The 24,661-nt window shown below is 67.2% G+C and carries 26 protein-coding genes; 13 read left to right on the forward strand and 13 right to left on the reverse strand.

Annotation, left to right across the window (positions count from 1 at the left end; genetic code table 11):
- Positions 1-34 precede the first annotated feature (34 nt).
- From AQY21_RS16965 to AQY21_RS17010, 10 genes are all read right to left on the reverse strand, one after another.
- A complete protein-coding gene (locus AQY21_RS16965; protein ID WP_058098955.1) occupies positions 35-361 on the reverse strand; it encodes a hypothetical protein in 327 nt (108 codons plus the stop codon).
- Positions 361-717, reverse strand: coding sequence for a hypothetical protein (locus tag AQY21_RS16970; RefSeq protein ID WP_058098793.1), 357 nt, complete (start codon positions 715-717; stop codon positions 361-363). The genes AQY21_RS16965 and AQY21_RS16970 overlap by 1 nt, the downstream gene beginning before the upstream one ends.
- Entirely contained in the window at positions 717-2,519 is a 1,803-nt protein-coding gene (sdhA, locus tag AQY21_RS16975) for a succinate dehydrogenase flavoprotein subunit (protein ID WP_058098794.1), read from the reverse strand. The genes AQY21_RS16970 and sdhA overlap by 1 nt, the downstream gene beginning before the upstream one ends.
- A gap of 9 nt (positions 2,520-2,528) precedes the next feature.
- On the reverse strand, positions 2,529-2,918 hold the full coding sequence (gene sdhD / locus AQY21_RS16980; RefSeq protein ID WP_058098795.1) for a succinate dehydrogenase, hydrophobic membrane anchor protein: 390 nt from the start codon (positions 2,916-2,918) through the stop codon (positions 2,529-2,531).
- A 16-nt stretch (positions 2,919-2,934) separates the two neighbouring features.
- Complete coding sequence (gene sdhC, locus AQY21_RS16985; protein ID WP_011746912.1) at positions 2,935-3,327, reverse strand: succinate dehydrogenase, cytochrome b556 subunit; 393 nt, start codon at positions 3,325-3,327, stop codon at positions 2,935-2,937.
- A gap of 313 nt (positions 3,328-3,640) precedes the next feature.
- Positions 3,641-4,675, reverse strand: a complete 1,035-nt coding sequence (locus tag AQY21_RS16990; RefSeq protein WP_058098956.1) for a MaoC family dehydratase — start codon at positions 4,673-4,675, stop codon at positions 3,641-3,643.
- Between the two features lie 9 nt (positions 4,676-4,684).
- Positions 4,685-4,891, reverse strand: a complete 207-nt coding sequence (locus AQY21_RS16995; protein WP_058098796.1) for a DUF1737 domain-containing protein — start codon at positions 4,889-4,891, stop codon at positions 4,685-4,687.
- A gap of 1 nt (position 4,892) precedes the next feature.
- Entirely contained in the window at positions 4,893-5,435 is a 543-nt protein-coding gene (locus AQY21_RS17000) for an NnrU family protein (RefSeq protein ID WP_058098797.1), read from the reverse strand.
- Positions 5,436-5,480: 45 nt separating this feature from the next.
- Positions 5,481-6,320, reverse strand: coding sequence for a CoA ester lyase (locus tag AQY21_RS17005; protein WP_058098798.1), 840 nt, complete (start codon positions 6,318-6,320; stop codon positions 5,481-5,483).
- Positions 6,321-6,400: 80 nt separating this feature from the next.
- Entirely contained in the window at positions 6,401-7,135 is a 735-nt protein-coding gene (locus AQY21_RS17010) for a sulfite exporter TauE/SafE family protein (RefSeq protein WP_058098799.1), read from the reverse strand.
- Positions 7,136-7,320: 185 nt separating this feature from the next.
- Here AQY21_RS17010 and mdh point away from each other — a divergent pair, with 185 nt between their 5' ends.
- The 10 genes from mdh to AQY21_RS17060 all read left to right on the forward strand — a co-directional run bounded on the left by mdh (position 7,321) and on the right by AQY21_RS17060 (position 19,497).
- Positions 7,321-8,283: a malate dehydrogenase gene (mdh, locus tag AQY21_RS17015; protein ID WP_058098800.1), complete on the forward strand. Its 963-nt coding sequence runs from the start codon at positions 7,321-7,323 to the stop codon at positions 8,281-8,283.
- Between the two features lie 364 nt (positions 8,284-8,647).
- Complete coding sequence (sucC, locus tag AQY21_RS17020; protein ID WP_058098801.1) at positions 8,648-9,841, forward strand: ADP-forming succinate--CoA ligase subunit beta; 1,194 nt, start codon at positions 8,648-8,650, stop codon at positions 9,839-9,841.
- A gap of 4 nt (positions 9,842-9,845) precedes the next feature.
- Positions 9,846-10,730, forward strand: a complete 885-nt coding sequence (gene sucD / locus AQY21_RS17025) for a succinate--CoA ligase subunit alpha (protein ID WP_058098802.1) — start codon at positions 9,846-9,848, stop codon at positions 10,728-10,730.
- A gap of 175 nt (positions 10,731-10,905) precedes the next feature.
- A complete protein-coding gene (locus AQY21_RS17030; RefSeq protein WP_058098803.1) occupies positions 10,906-12,069 on the forward strand; it encodes a glycosyltransferase family 2 protein in 1,164 nt (387 codons plus the stop codon).
- Between the two features lie 21 nt (positions 12,070-12,090).
- Positions 12,091-15,057 carry a 2-oxoglutarate dehydrogenase E1 component gene (locus tag AQY21_RS17035; RefSeq protein ID WP_058098804.1) on the forward strand — a complete coding sequence of 989 codons (2,967 nt, stop codon included), beginning with the start codon at positions 12,091-12,093 and terminating at the stop codon, positions 15,055-15,057.
- Position 15,058: 1 nt separating this feature from the next.
- Positions 15,059-16,621 (forward strand): 2-oxoglutarate dehydrogenase complex dihydrolipoyllysine-residue succinyltransferase, encoded by a 1,563-nt coding sequence (gene odhB / locus AQY21_RS17040; protein ID WP_058098805.1) that lies wholly within the window; start codon positions 15,059-15,061, stop codon positions 16,619-16,621.
- 140 nt (positions 16,622-16,761) lie between these two features.
- Positions 16,762-17,019: a hypothetical protein gene (locus tag AQY21_RS17045; protein WP_058098806.1), complete on the forward strand. Its 258-nt coding sequence runs from the start codon at positions 16,762-16,764 to the stop codon at positions 17,017-17,019.
- A complete protein-coding gene (locus AQY21_RS17050; RefSeq protein ID WP_058098807.1) occupies positions 17,019-17,411 on the forward strand; it encodes an MAPEG family protein in 393 nt (130 codons plus the stop codon). The genes AQY21_RS17045 and AQY21_RS17050 overlap by 1 nt, the downstream gene beginning before the upstream one ends.
- 50 nt (positions 17,412-17,461) lie before the next feature.
- Positions 17,462-18,856 carry a dihydrolipoyl dehydrogenase gene (gene lpdA, locus AQY21_RS17055; protein ID WP_058098808.1) on the forward strand — a complete coding sequence of 465 codons (1,395 nt, stop codon included), beginning with the start codon at positions 17,462-17,464 and terminating at the stop codon, positions 18,854-18,856.
- Positions 18,857-19,002: 146 nt separating this feature from the next.
- On the forward strand, positions 19,003-19,497 hold the full coding sequence (locus AQY21_RS17060) for a lytic transglycosylase domain-containing protein (protein WP_058098809.1): 495 nt from the start codon (positions 19,003-19,005) through the stop codon (positions 19,495-19,497).
- A gap of 48 nt (positions 19,498-19,545) precedes the next feature.
- Here AQY21_RS17060 and AQY21_RS17065 read toward each other — a convergent pair whose 3' ends face one another.
- Both AQY21_RS17065 and AQY21_RS17070 read right to left on the reverse strand, forming a co-directional pair.
- Complete coding sequence (locus AQY21_RS17065; RefSeq protein ID WP_058098810.1) at positions 19,546-19,986, reverse strand: GNAT family N-acetyltransferase; 441 nt, start codon at positions 19,984-19,986, stop codon at positions 19,546-19,548.
- Positions 19,983-20,822 (reverse strand): MoxR family ATPase, encoded by an 840-nt coding sequence (locus tag AQY21_RS17070; protein WP_058098811.1) that lies wholly within the window; start codon positions 20,820-20,822, stop codon positions 19,983-19,985. Before AQY21_RS17070 ends, AQY21_RS17065 begins: the two co-directional genes overlap by 4 nt.
- Positions 20,823-20,982: 160 nt before the next feature.
- Between AQY21_RS17070 and dksA the strand changes: the two genes are divergently transcribed.
- From dksA to AQY21_RS17085, 3 genes are read left to right on the forward strand one after another with little or no spacing between them, the layout of a single operon-like run.
- Positions 20,983-21,405: an RNA polymerase-binding protein DksA gene (gene dksA / locus AQY21_RS17075; protein WP_024842929.1), complete on the forward strand. Its 423-nt coding sequence runs from the start codon at positions 20,983-20,985 to the stop codon at positions 21,403-21,405.
- 40 nt (positions 21,406-21,445) lie between these two features.
- A complete protein-coding gene (locus AQY21_RS17080; RefSeq protein WP_058098957.1) occupies positions 21,446-22,024 on the forward strand; it encodes a DJ-1/PfpI family protein in 579 nt (192 codons plus the stop codon).
- Complete coding sequence (locus AQY21_RS17085) at positions 22,021-23,133, forward strand: FAD-dependent oxidoreductase (RefSeq protein WP_058098958.1); 1,113 nt, start codon at positions 22,021-22,023, stop codon at positions 23,131-23,133. The genes AQY21_RS17080 and AQY21_RS17085 overlap by 4 nt, the downstream gene beginning before the upstream one ends.
- A 178-nt stretch (positions 23,134-23,311) precedes the next feature.
- On the opposite strand, the gene glmM is transcribed toward AQY21_RS17085, so the two are convergent.
- Positions 23,312-24,655 (reverse strand): phosphoglucosamine mutase, encoded by a 1,344-nt coding sequence (glmM, locus tag AQY21_RS17090; protein ID WP_058098812.1) that lies wholly within the window; start codon positions 24,653-24,655, stop codon positions 23,312-23,314.
- Between the last annotated feature and the right edge of the window lie 6 nt (positions 24,656-24,661).

Genomic DNA, 24,661 nt, shown 5'->3' on the forward strand with positions numbered 1-24,661 from the left:
ACGGGCCGTCATGCGGTGGCTTGGGCGAAAGGCGTCAATTCGCCCCCCAGCCCGGTTGTTCGTAAAGCGGCCGCGTGGGCATCTGTCCCGAACGGCGCAAGACGCATTGGCTGAAGATCTGGGACGGATCGCGGCCCAGGATCTGGTCCGCGGACATGTCGACCCTGACGAAGCCGCCGCGATAGCCATGCGAGCCGATGCCCAGCCCGACCTCGGTGCGCGGGGCCCGGGCGTCCAGCGCCTGGACCATGCAGACGCGCTCGGCCTGCTCGACGGGGATCTGCACCGGCGCGGGCGCGCAGGCCGCCAGCCCCAGCAGTGCCGGGGCCAGGCTCAGGCCAAGCGCGCCGCGCCCGGCCATCAGGCAGCCCGCTTCGCCGCGGCCGCGGCGCCGGCGATGCATTGCGTGGTCGCCGGGCGGCCGACGATGGCGGCCACCGCATCCCCTGCCCCAGCCGCGCCGGCATCGGCGATGCTGGCCAGTTCCGCCGAGGTGGCGTTCTGCATCACGCAATCGGTATAGGGCGCGACATTGGCGCCGGGCAGGCGCCGGGCCATCTCGCGGTTGACGACGACGCGCGCCGAGGAGCGGATGGCCGCATCCGGCGGCGTCACCTGCGGCACCGGCGGCGGTGCGACCGGCGCCATGCCGGGGTTCTGCACCACGCAGCCCGATAGGGCCAGCGCGGCAGCGGTCAGGATCAGAGGAAGACGCATCAGTAAACCCTCGCTTTGGGTGCGATCTTTTTCAGGTCGATCCCGCCCTCGTCCTGGGTAGTCAGGGGTTCAAGATGAACGGGCCGATAGGCCAGTTTAACAACGTTGCCTTCGATCCAGGCAAGCGAGTGCTTGCGCCAGTTGGCGTCATCCCGCTCGGGCCAGTCCTCGTGGGCATGGGCGCCGCGGCTTTCCTTGCGCGCCTCGGCACCGACGATGGTCGCCAGCGCGTTGGGCATCAGGTTGGTCAGCTCCAGCGTCTCCATCAGGTCGCTGTTCCAGATCAGGCTGCGATCCGTGACCTTCAGGTCGTTCAGCTTGGCGGCGATGTGCGTCATCTTCTCGACGCCCTCGGCCAGGGTCTTGTCGGTGCGGAACACGGCGGCATCGGACTGCATGGTGCGCTGCATCTCCAGCCGCAGCTCGGCGGTCGGGATCGCGCCATTGGCGTTGCGGATGCGGTCGAATCGGTCCAGCGCCTTGTCCACCTGCTCCTTGTTGGTCGAGGGAATCGCCGCCTTGCGGTCGATCACCTGGCCGGCGCGGATCGCGGCGGCGCGGCCAAAGACCACCAGGTCGATCAGCGAGTTCGAACCCAGCCGGTTCGCGCCATGCACCGAGGCACAGCCGGCCTCGCCCACCGCCATCAGGCCGGGGAAGACCTGGTCCGGGCTTTCGGTGGTCGGGTTCAGCACCTCGCCCCAGTAGTTGGTGGGGATGCCGCCCATATTGTAATGCACGGTCGGCAGGATCGGGATCGGCTCGCGCGTGACATCGACGCCGGCGAAGATCTTGGCCGATTCGCTGATGCCGGGCAGCCGCTCGGCCAGGCTTTCCGGCGGCAGGTGCATCAGGTTCAGGTGCATGTGATCCTTGTGGGGGCCGACGCCGCGGCCCTCGCGGATCTCGATGGTGATGCAGCGCGACACCACGTCGCGGCTGGCCAGGTCCTTGTAGGTCGGCGCGTAACGCTCCATGAAGCGCTCGCCTTCCGAGTTGGTCAGATAGCCGCCCTCGCCGCGCGCGCCCTCGGTGATCAGGCAGCCCGAGCCGTAGATGCCGGTCGGGTGGAACTGCACGAATTCCATGTCCTGAAGCGGCAGACCGGCGCGGGCCACCATGCCGCCGCCGTCGCCGGTGCAGGTATGGGCCGAGGTAGCGCTGAAATAGGCGCGGCCATAACCGCCGGTCGCCAGCACCACCATCTTGGCGTTGAAGACATGGATGGTGCCGTCGTCCAGCTTCCAGCACACCACGCCCGTGCAGGCGCCGTCGGTGATGATCAGGTCCAGCGCGAAATATTCGATGAAGAACTCGGCCTTTTCCTTCAGCGACTGGCCATAGAGCGTGTGCAGGATGGCGTGGCCGGTGCGGTCGGCGGCGGCGCAGGTGCGCTGCACCGGCGGGCCCTCGCCGAACTCGGTCGTGTGGCCGCCGAAGGGACGCTGGTAGATCTTGCCTTCCTCGGTGCGCGAGAAGGGCACGCCGTAATGCTCCAGCTCGTAGACCGCCTTGGGGGCCTCGCGCGCCAGGTATTCCATGGCGTCGGTGTCGCCCAGCCAGTCCGAGCCCTTGACGGTGTCATACATGTGCCACTGCCAGTTGTCCGGGCCCATGTTCGACAGCGAAGCGGCGATGCCGCCCTGCGCCGCGACCGTGTGCGAGCGGGTCGGGAAAACCTTGGTCACGCAGGCGGTGCGCAGGCCCTGTTCGGCCATGCCCAGCGTCGCGCGCAGGCCCGCGCCACCGGCACCGACGACCACGACATCATATTCGTGCGTTTCGTATTTGTAAGCAGCCATGGCGGAACCTCAGAGGACGACGATCGCGCCAAGGCCCATCCGGGCCAGCGCATAGACGGCGGCGGCGATCACCGCCCAGCCGAAGATGACGGAAAAGATGATGGCCGCCTTGCGGGTGCCACCCTGGAAATAGTCGTCGATCATGATCCGCGTGCCCTTGATGAAGTGGACCATGCCCACGATCACGAACAGAGCGGTGATGAGCGCCGGGAAGGGGCGGCCGAAATAGGCCAGCAACTGTTCCTGCGACAGGCCGATGGCGCGGGCCACGACGATCATGAACAGCGGCGTCAGCACGGTCAGCGCCACGGCCGAGACGGTCATGGCCCAGTGATGCTGGGTGCCCTCGTGGGCCGAGCCCAGGCCTTCGGCGGCTTTGCGCGGGGTGATGTAATGCATGATCCCTGCCCTTTGCTCAGAACACGAAGAAGACGATCAGCGTCAGCACGGCCAGCACGACCGAACCGGCGATCAGCGCCTGGCTCGACTTATGCGCCTGCTCGATCTCCAGCCCGTAGCCGGCGTCGTAGAACAGGTGACGCAGCCCGGCGAGCAGGTGATACCACAGCGCCCACATCGAGCCGGTCAGGATGATGAAGCCCAGCCAGGACCGCACCACCCAGTCGGCACAGGCGAAGGCGCCGGGCGAGGTGACGGCGGCGACCAGCCACCAGGTGATCAGCACGATCCCGGCGACCAGAGCGTGGCCGGTGATGCGGGTCATGATCGAAGTGATTGCGGCAAGTGGCAGGCGATAGACCTGCAAATGCGGTGACAATGGCCGGTTGCCCCGGTTGACGTCAGCCATGATGCGCTCTCCTGCGTTCAGGCCCCGCACGCGACGGCTGGCGGCGAGGGCTGGCCGAAATTGGGTTTGCTTTTAGCCGTCTTGTCGCATCTGTCACGGGCGGATGCCAGACAGAAGGCGGATATCGGCAGATTTTCCATTTTTGTGATCACGCAAATGCCAGCTGTGATCACAGGCGCCCTCGACCCCTTCGAAATGATTGCGGTATCAGGACGGACTCACCCGATTTTCCCGGATAACCGAGGGTTTCTGTCACGTTCGCCCCCTTTCACGGTCGCGATTCGCGGCCCGGCGGCGCCGGAACCGCAAGGGATCATTTCGGCATCAAGGCCCAGTAATCCAGATCCAGCAGCACCTGGGAGGCATATTTGCCGTCCTCGCCGCGCAGGGCGTGATCACCGGCCCGGCCCTTATGCGCCACCAGCCGCAACCGGATCGCGCCGACGCCCGGCGCGTGGGTGTCTGCCTTGTCCAGCACCTCGGACCAGGCGCGGATCGTGTCGCCGGCGAAGCAGGGATTGGCATGCGCGCCGCCGTTCAGCGCCACGATCATCTGCGCATTGGCCAACCCGTTGAAGCTGAGCGCGCGGGCCATGCTGATGACATGGCCGCCATAGATCAGCCGCCGGCCGTCCTCGCGGTTGGTGGCGTCGAAATGCACCTTGGCGGTGTTCTGCCACAGCCGGGTGGCCAGCATGTGCTCGGCCTCCTCGATGGTGACGCCGTCGACATGGTCGATGATCTCGCCGATCTGGTAGTCGCCCCAGCGATGCGGCTCGCCCGCCAGGTCGAAATCGTATTGGGCGAAATCCATCCCCTCGGGCACCACCAGATCGCCGGGTGCGACCGATTTCGCCAGTTCCGGCACCACCGGCTCGGGCGCCGGGGCCGAGGCGTCGCGCTTGCGCACCATGACCCAGCGCACATAGTCCAGCACCACCTCGTCGAGCTGGTTCAGCCCGCGGGTCCGCACCCAGACCACCCCGGACGTGCCGTTCGAGTTCTCCTTGAGCCCGATCACCTCGGATTCCGAGCGCAGCGTGTCGCCCGGCCAGACCGGCTTCAGCCAGCGGCCCTGGGCATAGCCCAGATTGGCCACCGCGTTCAGGCTGATATCCGGCACCGTCTTGCCGAAGACGATATGGAAGGCGAGCAGATCGTCCATCGGGCTGCCTTCCAGTCCCGAGGCCGATGCGAACTCGTCCGAGGAATAGAGCGCATGCCGCGCCGGATAAAGCGCGTGGTAAAGCGCGCGCTCGCCCTCGGCCACGGTGCGGGGGACGGCGTGGCGGATCACTTGGCCGACGCGGTAATCCTCGAAGAAGCGGCCCGGATTGGTCTTGCTCATCATGCTTCCCTATTGCTGGCCCAGTTTCATGTCCGGGTGGTAATCCGCCTCGATCTCCTTGGTGACGGCCTGGGCGCAGCGCATCACGCCGCGCGCCGCGTCGAAGGCATAGGCCGGGGCGCCGTGCAGTTCCCAGCCCTTGGACAGCGCCTCGCTGACCTTGTGGCAGAAGGCCGAGGTGTCGTCCTCGGTCAGCAGGCGATAGATTTTCGGCATGTCAGCCTCCGAACGGGTTGTAACCAAGCCAGGTGTGGACCAGCGCCACGACCCCGAACAGCACGACGGCGCCGACGGCGGCCATGGCCTCCTTGCGGATCGGGAAAGGTCCGGCGGGCGGGGTCCAGCCCGGCTCGGCGCGGTTGATGACGGCCATTTCGGCCAGCGCCCAGAGCAGCAGCCCGCCGAACAGCACGAAGCTGGACAGGTCGCCATTCGGCACGAGATGCGCAAGGGCCCAGAGCGCAAAGCCGGTCAGCTGCGGGTGGCGCAGATGGCGGGCCAGGCGCGTCTTCATTCCGGCGACGGCAAAGAGATAGAAGGCCACCAGCACCAGCAGATTGTTGACGCCCTTCAAGGGCGCGGTCGCGCCCCACCAATAGGGCCCGTCCGCCATGCGATAGCCGATCACCATCAGCACCACCGAGGCCGCCAGCGCACCGGCCACGCCGCCCCGGCCAAGCCGGTCGCGCAGCCCCGGTGCCAGCCGCTTGAGAAGATGCGCCGCCCACCACAGCGCCACGCCGAGGATCAGGATGAACATCTGGCCTTGTCCTTTCGCTGGATGTCAATGGCGCTTACGTTGCCATCACCCCGCCAGCTCGGCAATCGCCGTCGCCTTGGCCAGGGTGGCACGGGCGGTCTCGACATGCAGGTTCTCGACGATCCTGCCATCCACCACCGCGACGCCCTTGCCCTGCGCCGTGGCCGCGTCGAAGGCCTCGATCTGGCGGCGGGCCAGCTCGACCTCGGAGGCCGAGGGCGCGAAAACCTCGTTGGCGATGGCCAGCTGCGCCGGGTGGATCAGCGTCTTGCCGTCGAAGCCCATGTCGCGGCCCTGTTCGCATTCGGCGCGCAGGCCGTCTTCGTCCTTGAAGGCGTTGAACACGCCGTCGACGATCACCCGGCCATGCGCCCGCGCCGCCAAAAGGCACAGGCCCAGCCCGGCCATCATCGGCAGCCGGTCGGCGCGAAAGCGCGAGTTCAACTCCTTCGCCAGATCGTTGGTGCCCATCACCATGCCCCGCAAGCGCGGATGGGCGGCGATCTCGGCGGCGTTCAGCATGCCCTCGGCGGTTTCCATCATCGCCCAGAGCGGCGTGTCGGGCACCAGTGCCGCCACGCGGTCCAGGTCGGCGCCGCGGCTGACCTTGGGCACCAGCACCGCATCGGCGCCCGAGGCAAAGGCGCGGGCGTCGCCCTCGCCCCATTCGGTGTCCAGTCCGTTGATGCGCACGATCCGAGCCCGGCCGCCGTAATCCGCCTGCAAGGCCCGGGCCAGAAGCTCGCGCGCCGCCACCTTCTCCGCAGGCGCCACGGCATCCTCGAGGTCGAAGATGATCGCATCGGCGGCCAGCGACTGGGCCTTTTCCATGGCCCGCGGATTGGCGGCCGGAATGTAGAGGACGGAACGATAAGGACGGGTCATCGGGGCCTCGCGTAATAATCTTGCGCGAACCTGCCCGGAAAGGAAGCGAATCGCAAGCGCCGATTTGCCGCGCTGCGGCATCAGATCCCGTCCCAGATCAGCTTGGCCGAAACCAGCATCAGCGCCCAGGTGATGAAGCCATAGAAGATGCGCGGCGACATGCGCCGCACCAGCCACAGCCCGGCAAAGACGCCCAGCACGCCCGGCACCATCAGCACGGCGGCCACCGACAGGTTATGCGCCGAAAGCTGGCCCAGCATGGCATAGGGAATCAGCTTCACCGCATTGCAGATGGCAAAGAAGATCGTCGTCGTGCCGGCATAGGTCATCGGCGTCATGCGCAGGGGCTGGGCATAGACCTGATAGGGCGCTGCCCCGGAATGCGACACGAAACTGGTATAGCCGGAAACCATGCCCCAGAAGCTGCCCGCCCCCCAGCGCGGCGGTCGGGCGTTGGCGCTGACCCGGCTGCGCAGCAGGGCGTTCAGCGCGAAGGCCAAGCCGATCACGCCCACGATCAGGCCGACCTGCGCGTCATCGACCAGATGCGCGGTGGCCCAGCCCAGCCCGATGCCGGTGATCGCCCCCGGCACCAGCGTCCGCAGCACCCGGCGGTCGAAATCGCGGCGAAAGGCGATCAGCCCGCCGATATCCGAGACGACATAGACCGGCAGCAGGATCCCTGCCGCCTGCACCGGCGACATGACCAGCGCCAAGAGCGGCACCGAGATGGTGCCGACCATGGACAACCCGCCCTTGGCCAGCCCGATCGAAAAAGCGGCGATCACCGCCAGCACCCAGCCCAGCATCTCCATCGGCACGCTCCCTTGTCCTCGCAGCCGGACTAATCCAGCGCCGGGCCCTGGGCAATGCAGGGCGGCATTGTCATGTTAGCGATTGACATCGGCCGATTTCGCGCCCGGCCCGCAGCCGAGGCTTGCGATTCTCCTTGCAAGGGACTAGGCCACCGCGCGAACCATCATGGAAATCGGAGGTTAACATGGCCCGACCCAAGATCGCACTCATCGGTGCGGGACAGATCGGCGGCACGCTGGCGCATCTGGCCGCGATGAAGGAGCTGGGCGACGTCGTCCTGTTCGACATCGCCGAGGGCACCCCGCAGGGCAAGGCGCTGGACATCGCGCAATCGGGCCCGTCCGAGGGTTTCGACGCCGTCATGAAGGGCGCCAACGATTATGCCGACATCGCCGGCGCCGATGTCTGCATCGTGACCGCCGGCGTGCCCCGCAAGCCGGGAATGAGCCGCGACGACCTGCTGGGCATCAACCTCAAGGTCATGAAATCCGTGGGCGAGGGCATCAAGCAGCACGCCCCGAACGCCTTCGTGATCTGCATCACCAACCCGCTGGACGCCATGGTCTGGGCGCTGCGCGAGTTCTCGGGCCTGCCGCATGAAAAGGTCGTCGGCATGGCCGGCGTGCTCGATTCGGCGCGCTTCCGCCACTTCCTGTCGCTGGAATTCGGCGTCTCGATGCGCGACGTGACCGCCTTCGTGCTGGGCGGCCATGGCGACACCATGGTGCCGCTGACCCGCTATTCGACCGTCGCCGGCATCCCGCTGCCCGACCTGGTCAAGATGGGCTGGACCACGCAGGAGAAGCTGGACGCCATCGTGCAGCGCACCCGCGACGGCGGCGCCGAGATCGTCGGCCTGCTGAAGACCGGCTCGGCCTTCTACGCCCCGGCCACCTCGGCCATCGAGATGGCGGAAGCCTATCTCAAGGACCAGAAGCGCGTGCTGCCCTGCGCAGCCTATGTGAAGGGCGCCTACGGCCTGGACGGGCTGTATGTCGGCGTGCCGACCGTGATCGGCGCCGGCGGCATCGAACGCGTCATCGACATCAAGCTGGACAAGGACGAGCAGGCGATGTTCGACAAGTCGGTGGATGCGGTGAAGGGCCTGGTCACGGCCTGCAAGGGCATCGACAGCACCCTGGCCTGATCGCCGGCATCAGCGCAACAAACCGCCCCGCCGGCAACGGCGGGGCTTTTTCATGCCCGATCCGGTCGCGCCAGACAGAGCCAGCCGCCTCGAAAATCGCCGCGGTGATCGCCATGAATCGTCCTGACGGCGGCGCGTCGATTCTGCGCATTTGCGCAAGCCAAGCGCCACCCTTCCTCCCCCGCAGGCGACGGATTCCCGGGGCGCCGATACCGCAGGCGGAGTTTTGTGATCACAGCCTTGAAAACTGTGATCGCAAAACGCGAATTCCCGCCGGTTTTAGGGATATCGCCGATCATAGGGCTTTGGAGCCGGCGCGGAATGTGGCACAAGCCCCGCCAACCGACAACTGCGGGGAAGAACCATGAACATCCATGAATACCAGGCCAAGGCGTTGCTGCGCCAATACGGCGCGCCGGTCTCTGACGGGCGGGTGGTGATGAAGGCCGACGAGGCCAAGGCGGCGGCGGGGGAACTCGACGGGCCGCTCTGGGTCGTCAAGGCGCAGATCCATGCCGGCGGCCGTGGCAAGGGTCACTTCAAGGAAAAGGAAGCCGGTGAGAAGGGCGGCGTCCGCCTGGCGAAATCGGTCGAGGAGGCCGAGGAACTGACCCGCCAGATGCTGGGCCGCACCCTGGTCACCCACCAGACGGGCGAGACCGGCAAGCAGGTCAACCGCATCTATATCGAGGACGGCTCGGATATCGAGCGCGAGCTGTATCTGGCGCTGCTGGTCGACCGCGGCACCTCGCGCGTCAGCTTCGTCGCCTCGACCGAGGGCGGCATGGACATCGAGGAAGTCGCGGCCTCGACCCCGGAAAAGATCATCAGCTTCAGCGTCGATCCGGCCTCGGGGCTTTCGGATTTCCACGGCCGCCGCGTGGCCTTCGCTCTGGGCCTCTCGGGCCCGCAGGTCAAGCAATGCGTCCAGCTGGTCAGGAACCTGTATCGCCTGTTCATCGAGAAGGACATGGAGATGCTGGAGATCAACCCGCTGATCGTGATGAAGGACGGCAACCTCAAATGCCTCGACGCGAAGATGGGCTTCGACAACAACGCCCTCTATCGCCAGCCCGACGTGCTGGCGCTGCGCGACGAGACCGAGGAGGACCCCAAGGAACTGGCCGCCTCGAAGTTCGACCTGAACTACATCGCGCTGGACGGTGAGATCGGCTGCATGGTGAACGGCGCCGGTCTGGCGATGGCCACCATGGACATCATCAAGCTCTACGGTGCCGAGCCGGCGAACTTCCTGGACGTGGGCGGCGGCGCCTCCAAGGAAAAGGTCACCGAGGCGTTCAAGATCATCACCTCGGACCCGAACGTGAAGGGCATCCTGGTCAACATTTTCGGCGGCATCATGCGCTGCGACATCATCGCCGAGGGCATCATCGCCGCGGTGAAGGAAGTCGGGCTGCAAGTCCCGCTGGTCGTGCGCCTGGAAGGCACCAATGTCGAGCTGGGCAAACAGATCATCGGCGAGTCGGGCCTGAACGTGATCGCGGCCGACGACCTGTCGGATGCGGCGCAGAAGATCGTGAAAGCGGTGAAAGGATAAGAAGATGGCCGTTCTCGTCAACAAAGACACCAAAGTCATCTGCCAGGGCATCACCGGATCCCAGGGCACCTTCCACACCGAGCAGGCGATCGCCTATGGCACGCAGATGGTCGGCGGCGTGACCCCCGGCAAGGGCGGCACCGAGCATCTGGACCTGCCCGTGTTCAACAGCGTCCACGAGGCCGTCGCCAAGACCGGCGCCAATGCGACCGCGATCTATGTCCCGCCGCCCTTCGCGGCCGATTCGATCCTGGAAGCCATCGATGCCGAGATCCCGCTGATCGTCTGCATCACCGAGGGCATCCCGGTGCTCGACATGATGAAGGTCAAGCGCGCCCTGGAAGGCAGCAAGTCGCTGCTGATCGGCCCGAACTGCCCCGGCATCATGACGCCGGACGAATGCAAGATCGGCATCATGCCGGGCAGCATCTTCAGGCGCGGCTCGGTCGGCGTGGTCTCGCGCTCGGGCACGCTGACCTATGAGGCGGTCAAGCAGACCTCGGACGTGGGCCTGGGCCAATCCTCGGCCGTCGGCATCGGCGGCGACCCGATCAAGGGGCTCGAGCATATCGACGTGCTGCGCATGTTCCTGGACGACCCCGAGACCGAGTCGATCATCATGATCGGCGAGATCGGCGGTTCCGCCGAGGAAGAGGCGGCCGAGTTCCTGGCCGAGCAGAAGCGCAAGGGCAAGTGGAAGCCGACCGCCGGCTTCATCGCCGGGCGCACCGCGCCGAAGGGCCGCCGCATGGGCCATGCCGGCGCCATCGTCTCGGGCGGCAAGGGCGATGCGGAATCGAAGATCGAGGCCATGAAATCGGCCGGGATCGTCGTCGCCGACAGCCCCGCGGGCCTGGGCGAGGCCGTGCTGAAGGCGCTTGGCCGGTAACGCCTTTGTAGGACTTTTGACTTAGGCGCGGTCCCTGCCTACCTTACTTGGGGCCGCGCCAGACCTTACCAGCAGGTGCCAGATTGGACCGCCGTCGTCGCCAGATCGTCGCCAGAACCGCCGGGGCAGCGCCCGGGCCGGCTCGCGGCCCTGCCCTGCCCGGGGGAGGTGCGGCATGACCATGCCGCCTCCCGCGCCGGCGAAACGCCCCGCCTCGCCCGTGGCGGCGCAGGACTGGGCGCTTTGCATCTCGACCTATAACCGCGGCAAGGTGCTGTGCGATTGCGTGCGCGCCGCCCTGGCCTCGACCGAACCGCCGGCGGAAATCGTCATCGCCGATGCCAGCGCCGACTGGACCCGGAACCGCGCAGGCGTCGAGGCGGTGATTGCCGAGATGGGCGGCTGTCCGCTGACCTATGTGCCCGCCCTGCGCAAGTCACTGACCGTGCAACGCAACCAGGCCATCGCTCTGGCACGGGCCGACATCCTGTTCATGATCGACGACGATGCGCTGCTGCATGCCGATTGCGCCGCGCGGATCATGGCACATTACCGCGCCGATGCCCAAGGCCGAATCGTTGCCATCTCGGCCCGCAATACGCCGCTGGCCGGCGTGGCGACCAGCGATGAGCGCAAGCAGACCAATCGCGCCGGCCGGCTGGTGGCCGGGCGGGCGAGGCCGGTGCAGCGCGGCATCGACTTTGCCCTGCACCACCTGCTGATGATCCCGGCCGAGCAGCGTTTCCTGGGCTATGATCGCCCCGAACGGCGCTGGCAGGGCAATACCGCGCTGCCCGAAGGGCTGTTTCGCGTCGATTTCATCGTCGGCTTCGCCCTGACCCTGCGCCGCCATCTGGCGCTGCGCGAGCCCTTCGACGAGGGGTTGGTCGGCAGTTCGATCGCCGAGGATCTGGATGCCAGCTATCGCTTTGGTCGCCACGGCATCCTGGCCATCGCGCCGGACGCGCATATCCATCATCTCGAGGCGGCGGCCGGCCGCGACCGGCGCCGGATCAACACCGCGCTGGCACTGCTCAACATCGCCTATTTCGTCCGCCGCAATTCCGAGCGGCAGGGCCGCGACCTGGCCCGCTATGCGCTGTGGTATCTGCGCATGGTGCTGGCCGAGCTGCCCAAGGACATCGCCGGCGGCCGCTGGGATCTGCCGCAATTCCGCGGCGCCCTGCTGGCCGGCCGCAACCTGCCCGCCCTGCTGCGGCAGCCGCGCGCCGGGCTGCCGGCATGGTATCAGGATCTTCAGACCAAGCTCATGACCGGGGCTCATCCCGGGCGTGGCCAGAACAATGCGACCGCCCCTGATCAAGGCGCGAACGGATAAGGATTTCCCGGAGGCAAGCCAATGAACGATCAATCCCCCAACTCGGCCTTCCACGATTCAAGCTTCCTGCAAGGCCATAACGCGGCCTATGTCGAGCAGCTCTATGGCCAATGGGCCCAGAACCCTGCGGCGGTCGATCAGGCGTGGGACGCCTTCTTCCGCAGCCTCGGCGACGAAGAAGCCGTGGTCACCCGCGAGGCCAAGGGTGCCAGCTGGCAGCGCGCCGACTGGCCGCCGCTGCCCGCGGACGACACCACCGCCGCGCTGACGGGCGAATGGCCGATGCTGCCCAAGTCCGAGGCCAAGGCGGCGCTGGACAAGATCGCCGCCAAGGCCGGTGAGAAGGGCGTGAACCTGACGGACGAGCAGCTCAAGCGCGCCGTGCTGGACAGCGTCCGTGCCATCATGCTGATCCGCGCCTTCCGCATCCGCGGCCATCTGCATGCCGACCTGGACCCGCTGGGCATGCGCGACATTCCCGACCATGGCGAGTTGAAGCCGGAAACCTATGGTTTCACCGCCGCCGATCTGGACCGGCCGATCTTCATCGACAACGTGCTCGGCCTGCAAATCGCCACGATCCGCCAGATCGTGGACCTGATGAGCCGCACCTATTGCGGCACCTTCGCGCTGCAATTCATGCATATCTCGAACCCCGAGGAAGCCGCCTGGCTCAAGGAGCGGATCGAAGGCTACGGCAAGGAGATCGCCTTCACCCGCGAGGGACGCCGCGCCATCCTCAACAAGCTGGTCGAGGCCGAGGGCTTCGAAAAGTTCCTGCATGTCAAATACATGGGCACCAAGCGCTTCGGCCTTGACGGCGGCGAGGCGCTGATCCCGGCCATGGAGCAGATCATCAAGCGCGGCGGCGCGCTTGGCGTCAAGGACGTGGTGATCGGCATGCCGCATCGCGGCCGCCTGTCGGTGCTGGCCAATGTCATGGGCAAGCCCTACCGCGCCATCTTCCACGAATTCCAGGGCGGCAGCTACAAGCCTGACGACGTGGACGGCTCGGGCGACGTGAAATATCACCTCGGCGCCTCTTCGGACCGCACCTTCGACGACAATACCGTGCACCTGTCGCTGACCGCGAACCCCTCGCACCTGGAAGCCGTGAACCCGGTGGTGCTGGGCAAGGTCCGCGCCAAGCAGGACCAGCTTTCCGACCAGACCCACCGCACGGCGGTGCTGCCGATCCTGCTGCATGGCGACGCGGCCTTCGCCGGCCAGGGCATCGTGGCGGAATGCTTCCAGCTGTCCGGCATTCGCGGCCACCGCACCGGCGGCACCATCCATATCGTGGTGAACAACCAGATCGGCTTCACCACGGCGCCGCATTTCAGCCGCACCTCGCCCTATCCGACCGACATCGCGCTGATGGTCGAGGCGCCGATCTTCCACGTCAACGGCGACGACCCCGAGGCGGTGGTGCATGCCGCCCGCGTGGCGACCGAGTTCCGGCAGAAGTTCCACAAGGACGTGGTCATCGACATCTTCTGCTATCGCCGCTTCGGCCATAACGAGGGCGACGAGCCCATGTTCACCAACCCGGCGATGTACAAGGCGATCAAGGGCCACAAGACCACGCTGCAGCTCTATACCGACCGCCTGGTCGCCGACGGCCTGGTGCCCGAGGGCGAGATCGAGGAGATGAAGGCCGCCTTCCAGTCGCATCTGAACGAGGAGTTCGAGATCGGCAAGAACTTCAAGCCGAACAAGGCGGACTGGCTGGACGGCAAATGGTCGGGCATCGAGGCCGAACATGCCGAGGAGAACCTGGGCCAGACCGGCATCTCGGCCGAGACCATGGCCGAGATCGGCGGCGCGCTGACCCGGGTGCCCGAGGGCTTCGACCTGCACAAGACCGTGGGCCGGCTGCTGGAATCCAAGAAGCAGATGTTCGAGACCGGCAAGGGCTTCGACTGGGCCACGGGCGAGGCGCTGGCCTTCGGCTCGCTGCTGCTGGAGGGGCATCCCGTGCGGCTGGCCGGCCAGGATTCGACGCGCGGCACCTTCTCGCAGCGCCATTCCGCCTTCATCGACCAGACCACCGAGGAGCGCCATTACCCGCTGAACCACATCCGCGGCGGACAGGCGCGCTACGAGGTCATCGACTCGATGCTGTCGGAATATGCGGTGCTGGGCTTCGAATACGGCTATTCGCTGGCCGAGCCGAACAGCCTGGTCATGTGGGAGGCTCAGTTCGGCGATTTCGCCAACGGCGCCCAGATCATGTTCGACCAGTTCATCACCTCGGGCGAAAAGAAATGGCTGCGCATGTCGGGCCTCGTCATGCTGATGCCGCATGGCTATGAGGGCCAGGGCCCCGAGCACAGCTCGGCCCGGCTGGAACGCTGGCTGCAAATGTGCGCCGAGGACAACTGGATCGTGGCGAACTGCACCACGCCGGCGAACTATTTCCACATCCTGCGCCGACAGCTGAAGCGGCCCTTCCGCAAGCCGCTGGTGCTGATGACGCCGAAATCGCTGCTGCGCCACCCGCTGGCGGTGTCCACGGCGGATGAGTTCCTGGCCGGCTCGACCTTCAACCGGGTGCTGGTGGACGATGCCGACCGCGGCAAGTCCGAGTTCAAGCTGGCCCCGGACGACAAGATCCGCCGTGTGGTGGTCTGCTCGGGCAAGGTCTATTACGACCTCGCGCAGGCCCGCGACGCGGCCGGCGCCGACGATGTCTATATCCTGCGGCTGGAGCAGTTCTATCCCTTCCCGGCCCAGACCATGTCCAAGGAGCTGGAACGCTTCAAGGACGCCGAGATCGTCTGGTGCCAGGAGGAACCCAAGAACCAGGGCGGCTGGACCTTCGTCGAGCCCAATATCGAGTGGGTGCTGTCGCGCATCGGCGCCAAGCATGCCCGGGCGCGCTATGTCGGCCGCCATGCCGCGGCCTCGCCGGCCACCGGGCTTGCCTCGCGCCACAAGGCCGAGCAGGAGGCCCTGGTCCACGAAGCCATCACCATCGGGGCCTGACATGGCAGTGGAACTACGCGTCCCCACGCTTGGGGAATCGGTATCCGAGGCGACGGTGGCCACCTGGTTCAAGAAACCGGGCGACCGCGTCGCCGTGGATGAAATGCTATGCGAGCTGGAAACCGACAAGGTGACGGTCGAGGTGCCCTCGCCCGTCGCCGGCAAGCTGGCCGAGATCGTCGCGCCCGAAGGCACGGTGGTCGCGCCCAATGCGCTGCTCGCACAGATCATGGAACAGGGCGATGCCGGCCCGGAAGAAATGTTGCCCAAGGCTGATGCGGGCACGAAGGCTCAGGAAGGACAGAGAAAGATGAGCGGAAAATCCGTCGATGTGATGGTGCCCACCCTGGGCGAAAGCGTGACCGAAGCCACGGTGGCGACCTGGTTCAAGAAGGTCGGCGACGCGGTCGCGCAGGACGAGATGCTGTGCGAGCTGGAAACCGACAAGGTCTCGGTCGAGGTCCCTGCCCCCGCCGCCGGCGTGTTGGCCGAGATCCTCGCCCCCGAGGGCGCGACGGTCGAGGCCAGCGCCCGGCTGGCCATCATCACCGAGGGCGCGGTCGCTGCCGCGGCCGCACCGAAGGCCGAGGCCCCTGCTGCCGCCGCGGCCGCCGTGCAATCGCCCGGCGCCGGCCCGGAAACGCCCGCGCCCCGCAAGGATGTCGAGGACGCGCCCTCGGCCAAGAAGGCCATGGCCGAGGCCGGCGTCAGCCGCGACGCCGTCACCGGCACCGGCCGCGACGGCCGGGTGATGAAAGAGGACGTGGCCCGCGCCGCTTCCGGTGCCGCCGCGGCCCCGGCAGCCGCCTCGCCCGCCCCGGCCCCGGCCCAGGCGCCGCGCGCGCCGAGTTCCGCCGAGGACGCCGCCCGCGAGGAGCGGGTCAAGATGACCCGGTTGCGCGCCACCATCGCCCGCCGGCTGAAGGATGCGCAGAACACCGCCGCGATGCTGACCACCTATAACGAGGTGGACATGAAGGGCATCATGGACCTGCGCAACACCTACAAGGACCAGTTCGAGAAGAAGCACAAGGTCAAGCTGGGCTTCATGTCCTTCTTCGTGAAGGCCTGCTGCCACGCGCTGAAGGAAGTGCCCGAGGTCAATGCCGAGATCGACGGCGGCGACGTGGTCTACAAGAACTTCGTCCATATGGGCGTGGCGGTGGGCACGCCCAGCGGCCTGGTGGTGCCGGTGGTGCGCGACGCCGACCAGAAAAGCTTCGCCCGGATCGAGAAGGAGATCGCCGAGCTGGGCCTGCGCGCCCGCGACGGCAAGCTGACCATGGCGGAAATGCAGGGCGGCACCTTCACCATCTCGAACGGCGGCGTCTATGGCTCGCTGATGTCCTCGCCGATCCTGAACCCGCCGCAATCGGGCATCCTGGGCATGCACAAGATCCAGGACCGCCCGGTGGTGGTGGACGGTCAGATCGTCATCCGGCCGATGATGTATCTGGCGCTGAGCTACGACCACCGCATCGTGGACGGCAAGGGCGCCGTGACCTTCCTGGTCCGCGTCAAGGAGGCGCTGGAGGATCCGCGCCGCCTGCTGATGGATCTGTGATCCTGCCTGCGGGGGCGGCAGGCCCGCCCCCGGTCCGCCACAGGCGCCGCGCAACTCTTTCCGGCCAGTTCCGTTGACCCGCACGGGGCCGCTTGCCGCTCATCCCGACGGGAAGCCGGGCCGAAACAGAGGAGTGTCCCATGACCCAGATGATCGCCCATTACAGCATCGCCGATTACGCCCGCTTCCGCACCGCCTTCGACGCGGATGCCGAGGATCGCGGCAATAACGGCCTGTCGCTCTTGCAATTGTGGCGCGAGAACGACCAGAGCGCCTGGGCGCTGTTCCAGGTGGGCGACGCGGCGGCGGCCAAGGCTTACCTGGACGGGGCGGCAGGGGTGTTCAACAGCCAGGCAGGCGTCTCGGCCACCGCCTTCCATTTCGTCGAGACCGCCTGATGGCCGCCGAGACCACCGCCCTCGCCCTGGCCGCGCTGCTGCAAGCCGTGCAGATCGGCCTGGCCGCCGCCTCGATGAACCGCGACGTCGGCGCGAAATGGAACGCCAGCCCGCGCGACCGCCAGCCGGAATTCTCGGTCCTGACCGGCCGGCTGCGCCGCGCGGTGGACAACCATTTCGAGGGGCTGATCCTGTTCACCATCGCCGTCGTGCTGGTGGTGCTCTCGGATGCCGGCTCGGCCCTGACCGTGCTGTGCGCCTGGAGCTATCTGCTGGCGCGGCTGATCTATATTCCCGCCTATGCCTTTGGCTGGTCGCCCTGGCGCTCGGCCATCTGGGCGGTGGGGTTCGTCGCCACGCTGGTGATGATCCTGACCACATTATTCACCTGAATCGAACGTTCGGCACCGCGAAAGGCGCCGCGAACTGCAAGGAGACCTGAATGTCCACCTATGACCTGATCGTGATCGGCGCCGGTCCCGGCGGCTATGTCTGCGCGATCCGCGCCGCCCAGCTGGGCCTGAAGGTCGCCTGCGTCGAGGGTCGCGAGACGCTGGGCGGGACCTGCCTGAACGTCGGCTGCATCCCCTCGAAGGCGCTGCTGCACGCCAGCCACATGCTGCACGAGACGCATGAGAACTTCGAGAAGATGGGCCTGATCGGCGCCGCGCCCAAGGTCGACTGGCAGAAGATGCAGGGCTACAAGGCCGAGACGGTCGGCGGCAACACCAAGGGCATCGAGTTCCTGTTCAAGAAGAACAAGATCGACTGGCTCAAGGGCTGGGCCGAGATCGAGGGCGCGGGCCGGGTCAAGGTCGGCGACACCACCCATGAGACGAAGAACATCGTCATCGCCACCGGCTCGGAACCGGCCAGCCTGAAGGGGGTCGAGGTCGACAATGCCGCCGGCGTGGTGGTCGATTCGACCGGGGCGCTGTCGCTGCCGAAGATCCCCAAGTCGATGGTGGTGATCGGCGCCGGGGTCATCGGGCTGGAGCTGGGCTCGGTCTATGCACGCCTCGGCGCCCAGGTGACGGTGGTCGAATTCCTGGACGCCATCACTCCCGGCATGGACGGCGAGGTGCAGAAGCAGTTCCAGCGGATCCTGGCGAAACAGGGGCTGAAATTCGTCCTGGGCGCCGCCGTGCAGGAAGTCGAGGTCGAGAAGGGCAAGGCCGAGGTCAAATACAAGCTGCGCAAGGACGACAGCGCGCATGAGATCGAGGCGGAATGCGTGCTGGTCGCCACCGGCCGCCGCCCCTATATCGTCGGGCTGGGTCTGGACAAGATCGGCGTCGCGCTGACCGATCGCGGCTTCGTCCAGATCGACGAACACTGGCAGACCAGCGTCAAGGGCATCTACGCCATCGGCGACGCGGTGCCGGGCCCGATGCTGGCCCACAAGGCCGAGGACGAGGGCATGGCGGTGGCCGAGGTCATCGCCGGCAAGCATGGCCATGTGAACTACGACGTGATCCCCGGCGTGATCTATACCACGCCCGAGGTCGCCTCGGTCGGCCTGACCGAAGAGGCCGCGAAGGAAAGCGGCCGCAAGGTCAAGGTCGGCAAGTTCCCCTTCATGGGCAATGCCCGCGCCAAAGCGCTGTTCCAGGCCGAGGGCTTCGTCAAGCTGATCGCCGATGCCGAGACCGACCGGGTCCTGGGCTGCCACATCATCGGCCCGAATGCGGGCGAGATGATCCACGAGGTCTGCGTGGCGATGGAATTCGGCGCCTCGGCCCAGGACATCGCGCTGACCTGCCACGCCCATCCGACATGCTCGGAAGCGGTGCGCGAGGCGGCGCTGGCCTGCGGCGACGGGGCCATCCACGCCTGATCGGCGGATCCCCACCGAAACCGCCGCTGCGTTGCGGCGATAATCCGCCGACGGGCCGCCCAGAACCGGGCGGCCCTTTCTTTTGCATTCCCCGACTCTGGCGGCTGTGGCTAATCCTTCGGGCAATGAAAAGCCAAGGGGCAGTCATGAAATCCATTATCGCACTGTTGGCGCTGAGCGGCGTTCTGGCTGTCAGCGCCTGCGGCGACAATCGGGTCGATCCCGACCGCCGCTATCTGGTCGAACCCCGCGCCTCGGCGGCCCAGGTCGCCGCGCTGCATCCGAACGAGACGCCGGAACTGCGCCGGCTCATCGACAAATACGCCGCGGAATACGACGTGCCGGTCGATCTGGTGCAGCGCGTCATCATCCGCGAATCGACTCATCGCCCCGGCGCCCGCAACGGCCCCTATTACGGGCTGATGCAGATCCTGCCCGCCACCGCGCGCGGCATGGGCTATCGCGGCTCGGCCGCAGGCCTTCTGGATGCCGAGACCAACCTGAAATACGGCGTCAAATACCTGCGCGGTGCCTATATGGTCGCCGACGGCAACAAGGATGCCGCGGTGAAATGGTATGCCCGCGGCTATTACTACGAGGCCAAGCGCAAGGGCCTGCTGCAAGCCACCGGCCTGCGCTGAGGCGAGGGACAGCCGATCGCGGGGGCGGCCTTCGGGCCGCCCTTTGCATTACAGCTTGCGGCTGTAGCGGATGAAGGGCGACTTCTGCCCCACCCGGTCATAGAGCATGCGGCCGGGATAGTTGTCCTCGGCCGTCAGCCAATAGACGGCGGGGATGCCGGCCCGGTCGGCCTCGGCATAGACGCCTTCGATCAGGGCGCGGGCGATGCCCCGGCCGCGGGCCTCGGGAGCGGTGAACAGGTCCTGCAAATAGCAGACCCCTTCGTCGCGCCACAGATTCGGGTGAAAGACGTAATGCGTCAGGCCCAGCAGCCGCCCGTCCGCCTCGGCCACCAGCCCGTGGAAGTCGCGCGGATCGCCCGCCATCAGCCGGGCAAAGGCCCGGTCGTAAAAGGACGGCGGCCGGTCCTCGAAACCGTAAAAGGCCTGATAGCCCTCATAGAGCCGCTGCCAACCCTTGCGATCCTCGGGACGCAGGGCGCGGATCATCGCTGTCGCCGCGCCATGAAGGCCAGCCGCTCGAACAGCGCCACGTCCTGCTCGTTCTTGAGCAGCGCGCCGTGCAGCTTGGGCAGCATCTCGCCGGCCGGGCGCCGCAGGTCCTCGGGCGACAGGTCCTCGGCCAGGATCAGCTTGAGCCAGTCCAGCAGTTCGCTGGTCGAGGGCTTCTTCTTCAGCCCCTGCACCTCGCGCAGCTCAAGGAACTGGCTCAGCGCCTCGTCCAGGATGCGGCGCTTCAGGCCGGGATAATGTACCTCGACGATGCGCTTCAGCGTCTCGGCATCGGGGAAACGGATATAGTGGAAGAAGCAGCGGCGCAGAAAGGCGTCCGGCAGTTCCTTTTCGTTGTTCGAGGTGATGATGACCACCGGCCGGTGCCGCGCCTGCACCGTCTCGCCGGTCTCGTAGACATGGAACTCCATGCGGTCCAGCTCTTGCAGCAGGTCGTTCGGAAACTCGATATCGGCCTTGTCGATCTCGTCGATCAGCAGCACGACCTTGCCCGGCGCCTCGAAGGCCTGCCACAGCTTGCCCTTGCGGATATAGTTCGCGATATCGTGAACCCGCGCGTCGCCCAGCTGGCTGTCGCGCAGCCGCGACACGGCGTCGTATTCGTAAAGCCCCTGCTGCGCGCGGGTGGTCGATTTCACGTTCCATTCAACGATGGGCAGGTCCAGGCTGGCGGCCACCTGCCGCGCCAGCTCGGTCTTGCCGGTGCCCGGCTCGCCCTTGACCAGCAGGGGGCGTTCCAGCGTGATCGCCGCATTGACGGCCATCGCCAGATCGGGGGGCGCCACATAGGTTTCGGTCGAGGAAAACTGCATCCGCCTGTCCTTTGCGCAATCTGCGCGACCCTAGCCAGCAGCAGGCGGCTTCGCAAGCCGCAGACAAAACCTGACGGAATGGCCTAGTGACAATTGGTCTGCCATACTTTATGCGGGCGCCAAGGATCGGGCATCCAGTCGCCCGGCTCCCGGAGGAACGATGAAAGCCCAGACCTTTCTGCCCGAAGATTATCGCCCCGCCGAAGACGAACCTTTCATGAACGAGCGGCAACTCGAGTATTTCCGCCGCAAGCTGATTGCATGGAAACAGGAGTTGCTCGACCAGTCCGCCGAGACATTGGAAGGCTTGCAGGACAGCGCCCGCAACGTGCCGGACCTGGCCGACCGCGCCTCCGAGGAAACCGACCGCTCGCTGGAACTGCGCACCCGCGACCGCCAGCGCAAGCTGGTCGCCAAGATCGACGCGGCGCTGCGCCGCATCGAGACCGGCGAATACGGCTATTGCGAGATGACGGGCGAGCCGATCAGCCTCAAGCGGCTGGACGCGCGGCCCATCGCCACCATGACGCTGGAGGCGCAGGAGCGCCACGAGCGGCGCGAACGCGTGCATCGCGACGACTGAGCCCGCAGCCGCCCCGGCGTCGCAAACCGAGGGAGCAAGCATGCCGGATACAGCCTTGAAACCCGTGATGATCCTGTTTCTGGACAGGTTCGCGGATTGGGAAACCCCGCTGATCTCCGGGATCGGCGGGGATTTCTATGGGCTGACGGTCCGCCACGTCACACCGGGCGGCGGCGCGATCCGCTCGATGGGCGGGCTGTCGGTGACCGGGCTCGAGGATGCGGTGCCGCGCGAGGACGAGGTCATCGTTCTCTGTGGCGGCGAAAGCTGGACCCGCGACCAGGCTCCCGAGCTGGGCGAGATGCTGCGCGCGGCGCATGGCCGCGGCCAGACCGTCGCCGGGATCTGCGCCGCCACGCTGGCGCTCGGCCGTGCCGGGCTGCTGGACGGGCGGGAGCACACGTCGAACGGGCTCGACTTCCTGCGCCACTGGCTGCCCGGCTATGCCGCGACCGGACATTACCGAGACGTGCCGCATGCCGTGGCCGATGGCGGCATCATCACCGCGCCCGGCACCGCGCCGGTGACCTTCGCCGCCGAGGTGCTGCGCGCCGCCGGCCTGCCGCCGGACAAATTGGACGAATTCCTCGCCATCGCCAGCGCCGAGGTGCGCCGCTGACCCGCCCGCCCGTCACCATCATCGGCGCCGGCATCGCCGGCCTGACCGCCGCCTGCGCGCTGGCGCAGCGCGGCTTTGCCGTGACGGTGCTGGAACGCGCCGGCGCGCTGCGCGAGGTCGGCGCGGGCTTGCAGATCTCGCCCAATGCGGTGCGGGTGATCGAGGCGCTGGGGCTGTGGCCGCATTTCGAGGCGATCTCGGTGCCCTCGCAGCGGGTCGAGCTGCGCGATTCCGCCGGCCGGTCGGTCGCGGTGCTGGATCTGGCCCGGCATCGCCCGCAGGATCGCTTTCGCCTCGTGCATCGCGCCCGGCTGGTCGCCCTGCTCGAGGCCGCGGCGCGCGAGGCCGGCGCCCGGATCGAGCTGGGCCATGAGGTCCAGGACCTGCCCGACCTGCCGCTGCTGATCGGCGCCGACGGGGTGAAAAGCCGCCTGCGCCCGGTGCTGAACGGCACCGAGCCCCCCTTCTTCACCGGCCAGACCGCATGGCGGGCGCTGATTCCGGCCGAACCCGATGCCGCGCCGGCGGTGCAGGTCTTCATGGGGCCGGGCCGGCATCTGGTCAGCTATCCGCTGGGCCAGGGCCAGCGCAATATCGTCGCCGTGGTCGAGCGCCCGGACTGGCACGAGGAAGGCTGGTCGATCCCCGGCGACCCGGCCGAGCTGCGTGCCACCTTCGCCCGTTTCGGCGGCCCGGTGCCCGGCTGGCTGGAACAGGTCGGCGAGGTCGGCATCTGGGGCCTTCACCGCCACCCGGTCGCCGCGCATTGGCAGGACGGCAAGCACGCGCTGATCGGCGATGCGGCGCATCCCACCCTGCCCTTCATGGCGCAGGGCGCTGTCATGGCGATCGAGGATGCCTGGGTGCTGGCCGCCTGCCTTGATGCCGCTCCGGACCAAGACACCGCGCTGGCGCGCTTCCAGTCCCTGCGCCAGCCGCGCTGCCAGCGCATCGTCGAGGCGGCCAATGCCAATGCCCGCAACTACCACCTGCGCGGCCCGACCCGCGCCGTCGCCCATGCCGGGCTGCGGGCCGTCTCGCGCCTGGCCCCGACCCGGCTGATCGAACGCTTCGCCTGGCTCTACGACCACGACCCGACGACCCTCTAGCCGGGCGTCCGAACTTCTCTGTTCCCCAAATATTCATGTGACCGCGCCAGCGTCGCTGCCGCATGAGTATTTGGAAAACGGTGAAAACGCCGGGCCACGCCCGCGCAGCACGCCCGCGCCCGTTACCGTTTTCCAAATACTCATGCCGACGCCGCCACCGGCGCGACGCCTCAGACGGTCAGGCTGCTCGCTCAACCGCCGCAACGATATCGTCGACCACCTCGCGCAGCACGGTCTCGTCCTCGGCCTCGGCCATGACCCGGATCAACGGCTCGGTGCCGGACTTGCGGATCAGCACCCGGCCGCAGCCGTTCAGTCGCGCCTCGGCACGGGCAATCTCGGCCTTGACGGCGTCGACCGACAGCGGATCGGCCCCGGCGGCATAGCGCACGTTCTTCAGCAATTGCGGCACCGGCTCGAACTGCGCCACCAGTTCCGAGGCGCGCCTGCCGCTATCCGCCAGCGCCGCCAGGAATTGCAGGCTGGCGATCAGCCCGTCGCCGGTGGTGGCGTAATCGGTCATCACGATATGGCCCGACTGCTCGCCGCCCAGGTTGAAGCCGGCGCCGCGCATCCGCTCGACCACATAGCGGTCGCCGACGGCGGTGCGCTCCAGCCGCAGCCCACGACCTTGCAGGAAGCGTTCAAGGCCCAGGTTCGACATCACCGTCGCCACCAGCGCCCCGCCGCGCAGCCGGCCCTGCGCCGCCCAGCGGTCGGCCAGCAGCGCCATGATCTGGTCGCCATCGGCCACCTGGCCCTTTTCGTCCACGATCATCACCCGGTCGGCATCGCCGTCCAGGCTGATGCCCATATCGGCGCCATGCTCCAGCACCGCGCGGGCACAGGCCTCGGGATGGGTCGAGCCGAGCCCGTCGTTGATGTTGTGGCCGTTCGGGGAAACGCCCAGCGGAATCACCTCGGCCCCCAGCTCCCACAGCACGTCCGGGGCGGCGCGATAGGCGGCGCCGTTGGCGCAATCCACCACCACCTTCAGCCCCTCGAGCCGCTGGCCGGCCGGGAAGGTGGTCTTGGCATATTCGACATAGCGACCGCGACCGTCGTCGATGCGCTTGGCACGGCCGATGTTCTGCGGCTGCGCCGGGGTGATCTCTCCGGCGACGATGGCTTCGATCTCGGCCTCGGCCTCGTCGGACAGCTTGAAACCGTCCGGGCCGAAGAACTTGATGCCGTTGTCCTGCGCCGGGTTGTGGCTGGCCGAGATCATGATGCCCACATCCGCCCGCATCGAGCGGGTCAGGTAGCCCACCGCCGGCGTCGGCACCGGACCCAGCAGCAGCACGTTCATGCCGGTCGAGGTCAGCCCGGCGGTCAGCGCATTCTCCAGCATGTAGCCCGACAGGCGGGTGTCCTTGCCGATGACGACGCGGTGGTGATCCTCGCCGTTGCGGCGGAAATAGCGGCCGGCGGCGGCACCCAGGCGCAGCGCCATCTCGGCCGTCATCGGATGGGTGTTGGCGCGGCCCCTGACGCCGTCGGTGCCGAAAAGTTTCCTGCTCATCTTGCC

This window comes from Paracoccus sp. MKU1 (assembly GCF_001447385.1).
GTDB lineage: Bacteria > Pseudomonadota > Alphaproteobacteria > Rhodobacterales > Rhodobacteraceae > Paracoccus.

Excerpts from the sequence above, each read along its gene's own strand:
- AQY21_RS17010 (WP_058098799.1), bottom strand. The coding sequence starts at position 7,135 with ATGGAGATGCTGGGCTGGGTGCTGGCGGTGATCGCCGCTTTTTCGATC.
- AQY21_RS17000 (WP_058098797.1), bottom strand. The coding sequence starts at position 5,435 with ATGTTCATCCTGATCCTCGGCGTGGCGCTGTGGTGGGCGGCGCATCTT.
- AQY21_RS16965 (WP_058098955.1), bottom strand. The coding sequence starts at position 361 with ATGGCCGGGCGCGGCGCGCTTGGCCTGAGCCTGGCCCCGGCACTGCTG.
- AQY21_RS17065 (WP_058098810.1), bottom strand. The coding sequence starts at position 19,986 with ATGATCCGCGCCCTGCGTCCCGAGGATCGCAAGGGTTGGCAGCGGCTC.
- glmM (WP_058098812.1), bottom strand. The coding sequence starts at position 24,655 with ATGAGCAGGAAACTTTTCGGCACCGACGGCGTCAGGGGCCGCGCCAAC.
- AQY21_RS16970 (WP_058098793.1), bottom strand. The coding sequence starts at position 717 with ATGCGTCTTCCTCTGATCCTGACCGCTGCCGCGCTGGCCCTATCGGGC.
- AQY21_RS17080 (WP_058098957.1), top strand. The coding sequence starts at position 21,446 with ATGCCGGATACAGCCTTGAAACCCGTGATGATCCTGTTTCTGGACAGG.
- sucC (WP_058098801.1), top strand. The coding sequence starts at position 8,648 with ATGAACATCCATGAATACCAGGCCAAGGCGTTGCTGCGCCAATACGGC.
- sdhC (WP_011746912.1), bottom strand. The coding sequence starts at position 3,327 with ATGGCTGACGTCAACCGGGGCAACCGGCCATTGTCACCGCATTTGCAG.
- sdhD (WP_058098795.1), bottom strand. The coding sequence starts at position 2,918 with ATGCATTACATCACCCCGCGCAAAGCCGCCGAAGGCCTGGGCTCGGCC.
- AQY21_RS16995 (WP_058098796.1), bottom strand. The coding sequence starts at position 4,891 with ATGCCGAAAATCTATCGCCTGCTGACCGAGGACGACACCTCGGCCTTC.
- AQY21_RS17070 (WP_058098811.1), bottom strand. The coding sequence starts at position 20,822 with ATGCAGTTTTCCTCGACCGAAACCTATGTGGCGCCCCCCGATCTGGCG.
- mdh (WP_058098800.1), top strand. The coding sequence starts at position 7,321 with ATGGCCCGACCCAAGATCGCACTCATCGGTGCGGGACAGATCGGCGGC.
- AQY21_RS17045 (WP_058098806.1), top strand. The coding sequence starts at position 16,762 with ATGACCCAGATGATCGCCCATTACAGCATCGCCGATTACGCCCGCTTC.
- AQY21_RS17060 (WP_058098809.1), top strand. The coding sequence starts at position 19,003 with ATGAAATCCATTATCGCACTGTTGGCGCTGAGCGGCGTTCTGGCTGTC.
- AQY21_RS17035 (WP_058098804.1), top strand. The coding sequence starts at position 12,091 with ATGAACGATCAATCCCCCAACTCGGCCTTCCACGATTCAAGCTTCCTG.
- odhB (WP_058098805.1), top strand. The coding sequence starts at position 15,059 with ATGGCAGTGGAACTACGCGTCCCCACGCTTGGGGAATCGGTATCCGAG.
- AQY21_RS17030 (WP_058098803.1), top strand. The coding sequence starts at position 10,906 with ATGACCATGCCGCCTCCCGCGCCGGCGAAACGCCCCGCCTCGCCCGTG.
- dksA (WP_024842929.1), top strand. The coding sequence starts at position 20,983 with ATGAAAGCCCAGACCTTTCTGCCCGAAGATTATCGCCCCGCCGAAGAC.
- AQY21_RS17005 (WP_058098798.1), bottom strand. The coding sequence starts at position 6,320 with ATGACCCGTCCTTATCGTTCCGTCCTCTACATTCCGGCCGCCAATCCG.
- AQY21_RS17050 (WP_058098807.1), top strand. The coding sequence starts at position 17,019 with ATGGCCGCCGAGACCACCGCCCTCGCCCTGGCCGCGCTGCTGCAAGCC.
- lpdA (WP_058098808.1), top strand. The coding sequence starts at position 17,462 with ATGTCCACCTATGACCTGATCGTGATCGGCGCCGGTCCCGGCGGCTAT.
- sdhA (WP_058098794.1), bottom strand. The coding sequence starts at position 2,519 with ATGGCTGCTTACAAATACGAAACGCACGAATATGATGTCGTGGTCGTC.
- sucD (WP_058098802.1), top strand. The coding sequence starts at position 9,846 with ATGGCCGTTCTCGTCAACAAAGACACCAAAGTCATCTGCCAGGGCATC.
- AQY21_RS16990 (WP_058098956.1), bottom strand. The coding sequence starts at position 4,675 with ATGAGCAAGACCAATCCGGGCCGCTTCTTCGAGGATTACCGCGTCGGC.